This is a genomic window from Antiquaquibacter soli (assembly GCF_030580675.1).
In the GTDB taxonomy this organism is placed as follows: Bacteria; Actinomycetota; Actinomycetes; order Actinomycetales; family Microbacteriaceae; genus Rhodoglobus; species Rhodoglobus soli.
On sequence record NZ_JAUQUB010000001.1, the window covers coordinates 468194 to 481111 of the forward strand.

Genomic DNA, 12918 nt, shown 5'->3' on the forward strand with positions numbered 1-12918 from the left:
GCGCATGGCGTTGTGGAGCGAGCTGACGGGCCAGGCGGAGGCCATCGCCGTCGTCGAGGCCGCGGCATCCCTCACCGACGACTCGGCGATGACGCACTCCTGGCTCATCACCGGCCCGCCCGGTTCCGGTCGCTCCAACCTCGCCTACGCGTTCGCCGCTGCCCTCCTCGGCGGGGGCGAGGCGACCGAGCGCCAGGTCGCCGCCCGTACCCATCCGGATCTCGGCGTGCTCTCCACCGAGCACGTCATCATCCGCATCGAAGACGTGCGACAGTTGGTCGCCGCCTCCCAGTTCTCGCCCTCCGTCGGCCGCTACCGCGTGATGGTGATCGAGGATGCCGACCGCATGGCCGAGCGGACGTCGAACGTGCTGCTCAAGGCACTGGAGGAGCCGCCGCCCCGCACGGTCTGGATCCTGTGCGCGCCGAGCGAGGCCGATCTGCTCCCGACGATCCGCTCGCGGGTGCGCACGGTCCGCCTCCGCGTCCCCGAGGTGTCCGAGGTCGCCGACCTGCTCGTGCGTCGCGACGGGGTCGACCCCGCGATCGCCGAGCGTGCCGCGCGCGAGGCCCAATCGCACATCGGAATGGCGCACCGGCTCGCGACGAACGCCGGGGCGCTCGAGCGCCGCGATCGTACTCTCGACATCGCCCTCGGCATCCGCTCGGTGACCGACGCCGTGCTCGCCGCCGCCGCGCTCCTCGAGGTGGCGAAGGCCGACGCCGAAGCGCTCACCCAGGAGCGGGACGCCGAGGAGCGGGATGCCGCGCTCCGCTCCCTCGGAGTCGAGCCCGGCGGCACCGTTCCCCCCGCGCTGCGCGCCCAGCTGAAGAATCTGGAGGAGGACCAGAAGCGCCGCGCGACCCGCAGCCTTCGCGACGGCATCGACCGGATCATGGTCGACCTCCTCTCGCTGTATCGCGACATCCTGCTCATCCAGCTCGGCGTGCCCGGCGACCTCGTGAATGTGCAGATCGTCGACCGCATCCGGGAGGCCGCAGCGATGTGCGAGGCGCCGCAGACTCTCACGACCATGGATGCGATCACCATCGCCCGCCGCCGGATCGATGCCAATGTCGCCCCCGCGCTCGCGCTCGAGGCGATGCTCGTCACCGCGGTGCGGACGAGGCCGCGCGCGTGACTCGACGTGCTCCTGCGGCCGCTGCCGTCGCTGTCCTCGCCGCGGCGGCTCTCGCCCTCAGCGGCTGCGTCTCCTGGTTCCTCCCGCCCGTCGAACGATCGACGTCGACCCCGACGGGAGAGCAGGTGGCGGCGGAGCTCGAGCCCTACTACCACCAGGTGCTCGAGTGGACCTCGTGCGGTGCCGGACTGCAGTGCTCGACGGCGATAGCGCCGCTCGACTGGAACGACCCCGCGGGCGACCGGATCGAGCTCGCCCTCATCCGTCAGCCGGCGACCTCCGGCTCGCCGATCGGCTCGCTCCTGCTGAACCCCGGCGGTCCTGGCGCGTCCGGCTACGACTTCGTGCGCGACAGCATCGATTACGCGACCGATGAGCGGCTCCAGTCGTCGTTCGACGTGGTCGGCTTCGACCCCCGCGGGGTCAACCGTTCCACCGCCGTCTCGTGCTACGACGATCCCGCCGAGCTCGATGCCTATATCTACGACATCGCGCCGGGGGTGCCGGGCAGCGATGAGTGGCTGGCCGCGGCATCCGCGTCCACCGCCGCGTTCGGGCAGCGCTGCCTCGAGCTCACCGGCCCGCTCCTCGGCCACGTCGACACGCCGAGTGCGGCGCGCGACCTCGACATGCTGCGGGCCGCGCTGGGCGATGAGTCGCTCAACTACTTGGGTTACTCCTACGGCACGCTGCTCGGCCAGGTGTACGCCGAGCTCTTCCCGGAGCGCACCGGCCGGCTCGTCCTCGACGGCGCTGTCGACCCGGCCGCCACCGACTTCGAGGCCACCGCGACTCAGGCGCAGGGCTTCGAGAGCGCATTGCGCGCCTTCCTCGAGGACTGCATCGGCGCGACCGACTGTCCGTTCGACGGGGGAGTGGATGACGCGATGGCGGAGGTCCGGGCGCTGCTCGATACCCTCGACGCGAGTCCGCTGTCCGCTCCCGACGGGCGACGGCTCGGCAGCAGCGCGATGTTCACGGCCATCATCCTGCCGCTCTACACCGAGTCGAACTGGGTGTACTTGCGCCAGCTGTTCGCGTCCGTCTTCTCCGGTGACGCCGAGTACGCGTTCCAGCTCGCGGACACCTACAACCGGCGCAGTCCCGACGGCACGTATCTCGACAATCAGACTGAGGCCTTCATCAGCATCAACTGCCTGGATGCCCGGGGCGACGGGTCCGTGGCGACTATGCGCGCCGAGGCCGCCGAGCTCCGCGAGCTCGCCCCCGTGTTCGGCCCGCAGATGTCGTGGGGTGGCACCGGTTGCCCGAACTGGCCAGTGCCGGCGGTCCGCGAGCGCGCCCCCATCGTCGCGCCGGGGTCCTCCGACATCCTCGTGATCGGCACGACGAACGACCCCGCCACGCCGTACGCGTGGGCGGTGACCGTCGCCGAGACTCTGCAGAACGGGCACCTCGTCACCTTCGACGGCGAGGGGCACACCGCGTACAACAAGTCGAACGACTGCGTGAACGACGCGGTCGACGATTTCCTCATCGAGGGGACAGTCCCCGACGGCGACCCGCGTTGCTGAGCTAGGGTCGGGGTTGTGACTCGCCGACTCGGACTCCTCGCCGCTGTATCAGCAGCCTCTGCCGCCGTCCTCATGCTCTCGGGATGCTTCTCCCTCACCGGCCCTGACGGGGGCGGCACCACCTCCACACCCACGGGCGAGGAGGTGCCCGCGGAGCTGAAGCCGTACTACGAGCAGGTGCTCACGTGGGTCGACTGCGACAACGGCATGCAGTGCACGACCGCGACCGCCCCGATGGACTGGGCGAACCCCTCACCGGAGACGGACATCGAGCTGGCGCTCGTGCGCCAGCCGGCCACGGGCTCCGGGCAGAAGCTCGGCTCGCTCTTCACGAATCCGGGTGGGCCCGGAGCATCCGGCTATGACTTCGTGTACGACAGCGTCGACTTCGCGGTGAGCGAGGACCTGCAGGAGTCGTTCGACATCGTCGGCTGGGACCCCCGCGGAGTGGGCCGCTCCGCGCCGGTGACGTGCTACGACGATGCCCAGCTCGACGAGTTCATCTTCGGGCTGCCGGAGGCGCCTCGCGGCACCCAGGCCTGGATCGACGAGGTCACGCAAGCGTCGATCGACTTCGGCCAGGCGTGCCTCGAGGGCACGGGCGAGCTGTTGCAGTTCATCGACACCCAGAGCACGGTGCACGACCTCGACATGCTCCGCGCGATCGTCGGTGACGAGAAGCTCAACTACCTCGGCTACTCCTACGGCAGCGACATCGGTTCGTACTACGTCGAGAACTTCCCGGACAAGGTCGGCCGCCTCGTGGTGGACGGGGCCACGGATTCCTCGATCTCGGTGTTCGAGGTGGGGCTCACCCAGACTGCCGGATTCCAGCTCGCCCTCGAGAACTACCTCGCGGCGTGCCCGGACCTCTTCGACGACTGCCCCTTCACAGGAGACAAGGCGACGGACCTCGCCACCATCCGCGAGCTCTACGACCGCTACGACGCGAATCCGATTCCGGGCGCGGACGGCCGCCTGATGGATGCCGGGGTGCTCGACATCGCGATGAGCATGGCGCTGTACTCGCAGGAGTCGTGGGGCTTCTTGAACGACCTGTTCAGCGAGGCCATGGATGGCCAGACGGACACTGCGTTCTTCCTCGCCGACTACTACTACAGCCGGGATGTCGACGGCACCTACATCGACAACTCGCTCGAGGCGTTCCTGGCGATCTACTGCGTCGACTACCCGGTCGAGACGGACCCGGCGGTGCTCGCCGAGCAGGAGCGGCTGCTGCAGGAGGCATCCCCGACGACCTACCGGCCGTCCCCGCCGATCGGTGACACGACGTGCATCAACTGGCCGTTCCACTACATCGGGCCGGGTATCACGGAGCTCACCGGCGCGGGCGCCCCGCCGATTCTCGTGGTCTCGACCACGGGCGACCCGGCGACGCCGTACGAGTGGGGTGTCGCGCTCGCCGACCAGCTCGAGAGCGCCCAGCTCATCACCTTCAACGGCGAGGGGCACACGGCCTACGGCCAGGGCAACGAGTGCATCGTCTCGACGGTCGACGACTACTTCCTCAAGGGCATCGTGCCGACGGAGGACCCGGACTGCTGACGATATTTTTGCGCACTGTGCAAGAATAGGATGATGACCGCCTCAGCAACCGAGGAGCTCGGCCTGCGCGAGCGCAAGCGCCGGGCGACGCGCCGCGCGATCCAGCTCGCGGTCATCGACCTCGTGGGGGAGCGCGGGCTCGACGGGACGACCGTCGACGAGATCAGCCGTCAGGCCGACATCTCGCCCCGCACGTTCTTCAACTACTTCGCGTCGAAGGAGGACGCCGTCGTCGGCGAGCTGCCGCCTCTCCCGTCGGGCGAGCTCGTCGAGCGCTTCGTCTCGGCCGGCCGTGGCGCCTCCCTCCTGGATGGTCTCGCGGAGATCATCGTCGAGACGGTCGAGGGGGAGGGGCACGACCAGGAGCTCATGCAGCGGCGCAAGTCGGTGCTGCAGCAGCATCCGCACCTCTTCGCGATGCGCATCGCCCGCATGCGCCGACTCGAGGACGAGATGGGCAGCATCGTCGCGCGACGACTGCTCGCGGATGACCCGTCGCTCGAACCCTCCGTCGCGGAGAGCCGCGGTCGCCTCGTGGCCAATGTTGCTTTCGCGGCCATGCGGCACGCGTGGGGATCCTGGGCCCGGGGCGATCGCGACAGCCGCCTCGCCGATCATGTGACAGAGAGCTTTGCAGAACTGAAAATCGTGCTCTCGTCCGACGCCGCGTGAATCTTGGGCTAAGCTTTCATGCTGTGCCTCGGCCCCGGTCGACGGTATGCCGCCCTAGCTCAGTCGGCAGAGCATCTCACTCGTAATGAGAAGGTCAAGGGTTCGATTCCCTTGGGCGGCTCCATCCGGTCGTCTGCGTGTCGCCGCTGCAGCGCTGCGGCCGGGGGCTAACGTGGTGCGGGCGTCGAGCTCGGCTCCGCGATTATGTACCCCGATTTGTCCTCCAAAGTGCGGACACGCCGCCGATTTTGTACCCCCAATACGCGGGTAAACCCTCCCGTCGGGCCCTAAGTCCCTTGCCGCGTGGTGAATGCGGTTCTACCGTGTTGCACAGGACACCGCATTCGGGGTTGGTGTCCTGAGTGTATGGGGGTACACGACATGGGGCGATTCGGCATTGGTGCGGGGGTCTTCGCAGCAGCGTTGGCACTGGCCATCCCTCTCGTCAGCGGCGGCGGAATCGGGGCTTCCTCCCCGGTGGCGGCGGGTTCGGGTCCCGCCGCCCCGTCGACCGCAGAGCGGTCCGTCGGGGTCGCGAGCTCGAGCATCCCCGTCATCGAGGCGACCGCAACGCGAGTTCCCGCGGTCGTCGAGTCGCCCGGGACGGGCGCCACGGATGGGACCGACACGGCGGGCGCTGCGACGCCCGCGGACGACGTCGCCGCTCCGCTGGACTACCTCGGTGTCGAGTCCGCCGTCGGCTCGGACGCCCCGCCCTGGGTGGGCGCGGACAAGGAGGCGGCCCCCAACATCATCGGCGGGCCGTACCTGAGCACCGACCCGGACACGATCGCCCGGGTCAAGGACCTCGCGTCGCGCGGCCTCGAGTGCCCCGGGCTCGGCACCTTCACGACCTCGGGCGCTCCGAGTGCGCGCTCGGCCCAGGGCGTGCCGGGGACGACGAGCGCCGACCTCGTCGCCTTTGCGACGCAGTACAACCTGCTGCGCTACCAGAACTGCCTGCCGCCGGTGTCACGGTTCATCTACGACTCCTGCATGGAGCAGCGCCTCTTCTGGATGGCGGAGTCGCCGAGCCCCGACCCGCTCGACGCGTGGGGTCACATCGGCTCCGTGCGCATCGACGGGGTGCCGAGTGTCGGCTGCGACGGCAACCTCGCCGGCGGCAGCAACAACACGGGAACCACGGTCGCGACGAAGTGGTGGGAATCGCTGTCGCACCGGGCATCGCTGTACCGCCCGGGCACGTCGACGGCGGGCGTCTGCATCGCCCTCGCGATGACGCACGGCGGCATCGACGAGCCCTACTCGTTCACGCGCGCGGCGGCCCGCTGGGTCAGCTGCTGACCCGGGTGGCCGCATCCGGCCCCCGTATCATTGACGGGTGACGGATTCGCAGGACTCGCAGCCGACCCAGGCGCTCAGCCGTCAGGATGCTCCAGCGGGGGCCGCCGATGCCGAGGCGCCCGCCGAGGCTGCAGCGCCCACGGGTCTCGCGGCGCTGATCCGCAAGCACCCCACCGCCTGGCTCGCGGGGGCGCTGGGCGTGGTGTTCCTGCTCCTCGGCACCGGCGCCGTGTTCGCGGGGATCGCCTCGGGTTCGCGCGCGCCCGTCTCCGCCCCGATCGCGGATGCCACGATCCCGCCCCGTCCGCAGCCCTCGACTACTCCCGGCGCAAGCCCCGTTCGCACGTGCTCCGTCGCTCCCGTCATGGCCGACCCGCGGTTGGCGAACCTCTCCGCCTACGTCGTCAACGCGAACACCGGCGAAGTGCTGCTCGACCGCAATGGCCTCGTGCCGGAGCGCACCGGCTCGGTCATGAAGACGCTCACCGCATCGGCCGCGCTGCAGATCCTCGGCCCGGACGGGCGACTCACGACGCAGGTCCTCGACGGTGCATCCCCCGGCGTGATCGTCCTCAAGGGTGGCGGCGACCCGACCCTCGCGACCACCACGGGCACGGTCTACAGCGGTGCCGCCCAGATCTCCGACCTCGCGGCTGCGGCGATGCAGCGCTACGAGCAGCTGCACCCGGGCATCCCGATCACCGAGATCGTGCTCGACTCGACGATGTGGAACCCGTCGGACCGGTGGGATGACTCCTGGGACCGCAAGGAGCAGGCCGACGGCTACCAGGCCGAGGTGACCGCGCTCATGGTCGACGGGGGTCGCGCCGACCCGTCCTCCACGGTCAGCACGCGCACGGGCGACCCGATCGGGGATGCCGGGCGCGCGTTCGCGTCAGCGGCGGGCCTCTACGGCGTCACCTTCTCGACGGGCTCCGCGGTCAGCTCCACGGTGCTCGCGGAGGTGCAATCGCAGCCGGTGAGCGTGCTCGTCGCGCAGATGATGTCGTGGAGCGACAACGTCCTCGCCGAGAACCTCGCCCGCGTCACCGCCAAGGCGATGGGCTTCGACGGCTCATCCGCATCGCTTGCGCAGGCCATCCCGGGAGCGCTCGTCCCCCTCGGTCTCGACACGGCCGGTGTGGGAGTGCGCGACGGCTCGGGGCTGAGCGCGCTCAACGCGGTCTCGCCGGCGTTCGTGACCTCCCTCATGCAGAAGGCGCGCACCGGGGAGGCGAACCTCGGGGTGATGTACAACGCGCTCCCCGTCGCCGGCGTGAGCGGCACGCTCGCGGGGCGCTTCACGGGCGCGAACGCGATCGCGGCCGGTCAGGTCATCGCCAAGACCGGCTGGATCGACACCGCGTACACGCTGGCGGGAATCGTCAACGCGGCGGATGGCACGCCCCTCGCGTTCATGTTCACCTCGATCCGCGACGGCATCAGCTCCGACGCCAAGGAGGCGCAGGACACCCTCGCGACCGCGCTCTTCACGTGCGGCAACAACCTCTCCAACAACTAATCGGCGGGCGGACGTGACTTCAGCGCTGTTCATCATCGACGTGCAGAACGATTTCACCGAGGGCGGCGCGCTCGGCGTCGACGGGGGCGCGGCGGTGGCCGCGGGAGTCACGGAGTACCTCGCCGACGGGCATCCGTACGACGTGATCGTGGCATCCCGCGACTGGCATGACGGCCACAACGACAACGGAGGGCACTTCCACCCGGAGCCGGATTTCGTCGACACCTGGCCCGAGCACTGCGTCGCGGGCACGGAGGGCGCCGAGTACCACCCCGCTCTCGACGACGGGCTCATCGACGTGCACGTGCGCAAGGGCCAGGGCAAACCCGCCTACTCGATCTTCGAGGGCATCACGGATGACGGCGAGACCGTGCCCGAGGCGCTCGACCGGCTCGGCGTCACCGACATCGATGTCGCCGGGATCGCAACCGACTACTGCGTGCTCGCGTCCGCGCTCGACGCCGTCGCAGCGGGACGTCGCGTGCGCGTGCTGACCGATCTCGTCGCCGGTGTCGCCGACGACTCGAGCGCCGCGGCGCTCGCCCGGCTGGAGGCCGCGGGCGTCGAGCTCGTGACCGCCCAGCCCACCACGAACCCCACCACCCAGCCCACCACCAAGGGAGAGAAGTGATCACCGAATCCGAGCTGCTGGCGAAGGTGCCGGCCGGCCTCTACATCGGCGGCGAGTGGGTCGAGTCGACCTCCGGCCGATCCATCCACGTGCAGGATCCGGCGACCGGCGCGGTCATCAAGACCATCGCCGACGCGTCGGTCGAGGACGGCACGCGGGCCCTCGACGCCGCCGTCGCCGCCCAGGATTACTGGGCCGCCACCCCGCCCCGGGTGCGCGGCGAGATCCTCCGCCGCGCCTTCGACCTCCTGCAGGAGCGGGCAGACGAGTTCGCGCTGCTCATGACCCTCGAGATGGGCAAGCCGCTCGCGGAGGCCCGCGGCGAGGTCGCCTACGGTGGCGAGTTCTTGCGCTGGTTCGGCGAGGAGGCGGTGCGCATCACCGGGCGCTACGGCTCGAACCCCGAGGGCACGGGGCGCATGATCGTCACTCACCTGCCGGTCGGCCCCTCGTTCCTCATCACGCCGTGGAACTTCCCGCTCGCGATGGCCACCCGCAAGATCGCCCCGGCGATCGCCGCCGGGTGCACCTCCGTCATCAAGCCCGCGGAGCTCACCCCGCTCACGACCCTCTACTTCGTGAAGCTGCTCGGGGACGCCGGGCTCCCGAAGGGCGTCGTCAACGTCATCACGACCTCGACCTCCCGTGACGTGTCCGGCCCGATCATCGCCGACCCGCGACTGCGCAAGCTGAGCTTCACCGGGTCGACGGGCGTCGGCCAGCAGCTCATGAAGCAGGCGTCGGAGAACGTCCTGCGCACGTCGATGGAGCTCGGCGGCAACGCCCCGTTCCTCGTCTTCGAGGACGCCGACCTCGACAAGGCCGTCGAGGGCGCGATGCTCGCGAAGTTCCGCAACATCGGCCAGGCGTGCACCGCTGCCAATCGCTTCATCGTCCACGAGTCGGTCGCGGAGGAGTTCGCCCGCCGGGTCACCGAGCGCGTGAAGGGCATGCGCGTCGGTCGCGGGACCGACGACGGCGTCACCATCGGCCCCCTCATCAACGACGCCGCGGTCTCCAAGGCCGACGAGCTCGTCCAGGACGCGGTGTCCCGCGGCGCGACCGTGCTCACGGGCGGCACTGTGCTCGACCGCGACGGCAGCTTCTACGCGCCGACGGTGGTGTCCGGGGTCGTCGCGGGCAGCGACATCCTGCGCGAGGAGATCTTCGGGCCGGTGCTCTCCATCATCACGTTCACCGACGAGGCGGATGCCGTCGCGAAGGCCAACGACACCGAGTACGGGCTCGTGTCGTACGCGTTCACCCAGGATCTCGCTCGCGGCCAGCGCCTCATCGAATCGCTGCAGACCGGCATGATGGGGCTCAACGTGGGTGTCGTCTCCAACGCGGCGGCGCCGTTCGGCGGCGTCAAGCAGTCGGGTGTCGGCCGCGAGGGCGGCTTCGAGGGTATCCACGAGTACCTCGAAACCAAGTACGTGCTGACGCCGAACCCGTTCGCGTAGGCGGTCGGGGAGGTCGGCATGATCATCCCGATCGACTCGCTCGACGACCCGCGGCTGGCGGACTTCTCGCATCGCACCGACGTTGCTCTCAAGAAGGCGCAGGGCACCGAGCACGGGCTCTACATCGCCGAGTCGGCGCTCGTGCTGGAGCGGGCGCTGCGCGCGGGGCATCGGCCCCGGTCGGTCCTCGCGCTCGGGTCATCCGTCGAGCAGGCGCTGGCCCTCGTGGGCGATGACGTGCCGGTCTTTTCGGGGCCGTCGGAGCTGCTCGAGGAGCTCACCGGGTACCTGCTGCACCGGGGGCTCATCGCGTCGATGCACCGACCGGCACTGCCCTCGCCCGGCGAGCTGCTGCGGGATGCCCGGCGCGTCGTCATCCTCGAGAACGTCGCCGACCCCACCAACGTCGGCGCGATCTTCCGCTCCGTTGCGGGGATCGGCGCTGACGCGGTGCTCGTGACGGAGCGCTGCTCCGACCCGTTCTACCGGCGGGCGATCCGCGTCTCGATGGGCACCGTGCTGCAGGTGCCGTGGACGCGCCTCGGCGGCTGGGATGACACGCGCGCGGCCCTCGACGAGCACGGGTTCTCCGCTGCCGCCCTCGCGCTCGAGCCGGGCGCGGTGTCGCTGCGCGAGTACGCTGCGACCGCACCGGACCGTGTCGCACTCGTGCTCGGCGAGGAGGGATACGGCCTCACGCGCGAGGCGATCGCGGCCGCCGACTCGGTCGTCCAGATCCCGATGCACCACGGCATCGACTCGCTCAACGTCGCCGCCACGGCCGCCGTGGCGATGTACGCCCTCGCCGAATAGCCGGGACAAGGGCTCGCCTCATTCGCTGTGGCGCGGGAAGGTACACGCGCCCCTGCGAATCGCACGAGCCCGTGCGGGCCCGCGACTCTCACACGAGCAACTGGTGCTTCGCGAGGTCGCGGTACAGGGGCGTCGACTCCACGAGCTCGGAGTGGGTTCCCGTGCCGACGACCCGGCCGTGGTCGAGCACGACGATCTGGTCGGAGTCGACGACCGTGGAGAGCCGGTGCGCGATCACGATGAGCGTGCGATCCGTCGCGACGGCGTCGATCGCCTCGCGCAGGAGCTGCTCGTTGAGCCCGTCGAGCGACGAGGTCGACTCGTCGAGCAGCAGGATCGGGGGAGCGGCGAGCAGCGCGCGGGCGATCGCGAGCCGCTGCCGCTCCCCGCCGGAGAGCATGATGCCGTCCTCGCCGACGGGCGCGTCGAGCCCGAGCGGGTTGCGCTCGAGCACCTCGGAGAGATTGACCGAGCGCAGCACCTCGATGCACTGCTCGTCCGTGGCATCCGGCGTCGCGAGCAGGAGGTTGTCGCGGATGCTCCCCGCGAGCACCGGAGCATCCTGCTCCACGTACCCGATGCGGCTGCGCAGCTCCGTGCGATCGAGGCCGCGGATGTCGACGCCCCCGAAGCGGACCACTCCCGAGGTCGGGTCGTAGAAGCGCTCGATGAGGGCGAGGATGGTGGACTTGCCCGCCCCTGACGGGCCGACGAGGGCCGTGCGCTTCCCCGCGGGCGCCGAGAACGTGACCCCGTGCAGGACGGTGCGGTCGGGGGCGTCGTCGTCGAGGTCGGAGTGCCCCGCGGCGCCCTCGGGGTAGGTGAACACGACGTCCTCGAACGACACCGCGTCATCGGACTCGATCGCCGCGACCGGCCGGATGGCGGCATCCCCGTCGGTCTCCGACGGCAGGGCGACGATCTCCTGGATGCGGCCGAGCGCCCCAAGCGCTTGGTTGACCGAGTTGATCGCGCCGAACGCACTGCCGAGCGGCATGATCATCATGAACAGGAAGAGGATGAACGCGACGAGGTTCGCGACCGTGATCGCGCCGCTCGCGACGCGGAAGCCGCCCACGCCGAGCACGACGAGGAGCGCCACCTGCAGGGCGATGCCGGCGACGGGCACGACGAGGGCCGAGATCTTCGCGACCTGCAGCCCCGCCCGCCACGCGCCCCGGGCGTCCTCCTCGATCGCGTCGATCTCGCGATCGGTGGCATTGGCCGCGCGCACGGTGCGCACGGCCGACAGCGAGCGCTCGACGGAGGCGGCGAGGTCGCCGACCTTCTCCTGCTGCTTGCGACTCGCGACCCGGATGCGCGACGACAGCGTCACGACGGTGACGACGGCGACGGCGATCACGAGCACCGTCAGGCCGAGCAGCACGGGGTCGAGCAGGAGCATGGCGATGAGAGCGCCCACGAACACGAGTGCTCCGCCGACGGCGTCGACGAGTCCCTGGGTGATGACGGCGTAGAGCAGCGTCGTGTCTGACCCGACGCGGGAGACGAGATCGCCCGTGCGGCGGGTGTCGAACTCGCTGATCGGGAGCCGCAGCATCCGGCGCACCAGCTGGCGGCGGGCGGACAGCACGACGGACGTCCCGGTGCGCTGCAGCAGGAAGTGCTGGATGCCCGACAGCACGCCCGAGGCGACGACGAGCCCCACGAGCGCCCAGACGATGAGCCCGAGCGCCTCGCCGGCCTGGACGACCTCGATGACCTGGCTCACGAGGAGCGGCTGCGCGAGGGATGCTCCGGCGCCGAGGATGCTCAGCGCGATGGCCCACGCGATCATGCCGCGGTGCTCGCCGAGGTACGGCAGGAGCTGCCGCAGGCTCGCGCGGGGGCCGTCGTCCTTCGGTCGGGCGAACGGCGATCGGGGGCCCGAGGGGGCGGGGGTTGTGCTCATGGTTCCAGTCTTCCCTGGCGAGGTGCCGCGTGCTTACTCCCGGCGGCGTAACTCGCTAGCTCCTGCCGTACTTCTTGTGGACGGCTTGCTTGCTGACTCCGAGGGCGAGCGCGATCAGCTGCCAGGAGGCATTGCTGTTGCGCGCGCGCCTCACGGCGACGGCCTCGACCCGGTCGAGCTCGCGCCGCAGTCCGGCGACCGCGCGCAGCGCGACGATGGGGTCCTCGGACCCGGCGTCGGCGGCGAGGGTGTGGATCGTTGCGGAGTCCATGGCCGTCAACCATAGTTGACGAACGGGGTGCCGTCAACTCAGGTTGACGAATGTCGACGCTGTCGGTGCCTCGGGTTAGGCTCCTGT

General features: G+C 70.2%; 11 protein-coding genes and 1 tRNA gene. 10 read left to right on the plus strand and 2 right to left on the minus strand.

From position 1 onward, the window contains the following. Nucleotides 1-4: 4 nt before the first annotated feature. From Q5716_RS02265 to Q5716_RS02310, 10 genes are all read left to right on the plus strand, one after another. Nucleotides 5-1141 (plus strand): DNA polymerase III subunit delta', encoded by a 1137-nt coding sequence (locus Q5716_RS02265; protein ID WP_305001462.1) that lies wholly within the window; start codon nucleotides 5-7, stop codon nucleotides 1139-1141. Further along, entirely contained in the window at nucleotides 1138-2676 is a 1539-nt protein-coding gene (locus Q5716_RS02270) for an alpha/beta hydrolase (RefSeq protein WP_305001463.1), read from the plus strand. The genes Q5716_RS02265 and Q5716_RS02270 overlap by 4 nt, the downstream gene beginning before the upstream one ends. Nucleotides 2677-2691: 15 nt before the next feature. Then, nucleotides 2692-4242, plus strand: a complete 1551-nt coding sequence (locus Q5716_RS02275; protein WP_305001464.1) for an alpha/beta hydrolase — start codon at nucleotides 2692-2694, stop codon at nucleotides 4240-4242. Nucleotides 4243-4275: 33 nt separating this feature from the next. After that, the gene (locus Q5716_RS02280) at nucleotides 4276-4914 is read left to right on the plus strand and encodes a TetR/AcrR family transcriptional regulator (RefSeq protein ID WP_305001465.1); all 639 of its coding nucleotides are present in this window, start codon (nucleotides 4276-4278) and stop codon (nucleotides 4912-4914) included. A gap of 48 nt (nucleotides 4915-4962) precedes the next feature. Beyond that, nucleotides 4963-5038, plus strand: a tRNA-Thr gene (locus tag Q5716_RS02285). A gap of 353 nt (nucleotides 5039-5391) precedes the next feature. Beyond that, nucleotides 5392-6219 (plus strand): hypothetical protein, encoded by an 828-nt coding sequence (locus Q5716_RS02290; protein ID WP_305001466.1) that lies wholly within the window; start codon nucleotides 5392-5394, stop codon nucleotides 6217-6219. A gap of 37 nt (nucleotides 6220-6256) precedes the next feature. Then, nucleotides 6257-7741, plus strand: a complete 1485-nt coding sequence (gene dacB / locus Q5716_RS02295; RefSeq protein ID WP_305001467.1) for a D-alanyl-D-alanine carboxypeptidase/D-alanyl-D-alanine endopeptidase — start codon at nucleotides 6257-6259, stop codon at nucleotides 7739-7741. Nucleotides 7742-7754: 13 nt separating this feature from the next. After that, a complete protein-coding gene (locus tag Q5716_RS02300) occupies nucleotides 7755-8372 on the plus strand; it encodes an isochorismatase family protein (RefSeq protein WP_305001468.1) in 618 nt (205 codons plus the stop codon). After that, nucleotides 8372-9835, plus strand: a complete 1464-nt coding sequence (locus Q5716_RS02305) for an NAD-dependent succinate-semialdehyde dehydrogenase (protein WP_434056602.1) — start codon at nucleotides 8372-8374, stop codon at nucleotides 9833-9835. Before Q5716_RS02300 ends, Q5716_RS02305 begins: the two co-directional genes overlap by 1 nt. An 18-nt stretch (nucleotides 9836-9853) precedes the next feature. After that, nucleotides 9854-10648, plus strand: a complete 795-nt coding sequence (locus Q5716_RS02310; RefSeq protein WP_305001470.1) for a TrmH family RNA methyltransferase — start codon at nucleotides 9854-9856, stop codon at nucleotides 10646-10648. 88 nt (nucleotides 10649-10736) lie between these two features. Here Q5716_RS02310 and Q5716_RS02315 read toward each other — a convergent pair whose 3' ends face one another. Both Q5716_RS02315 and Q5716_RS02320 read right to left on the minus strand, forming a co-directional pair. Then, on the minus strand, nucleotides 10737-12560 hold the full coding sequence (locus Q5716_RS02315) for an ABC transporter ATP-binding protein (protein ID WP_305001471.1): 1824 nt from the start codon (nucleotides 12558-12560) through the stop codon (nucleotides 10737-10739). A 55-nt stretch (nucleotides 12561-12615) separates the two neighbouring features. After that, nucleotides 12616-12831, minus strand: a complete 216-nt coding sequence (locus tag Q5716_RS02320; protein ID WP_305001472.1) for a hypothetical protein — start codon at nucleotides 12829-12831, stop codon at nucleotides 12616-12618. Between the last annotated feature and the right edge of the window lie 87 nt (nucleotides 12832-12918).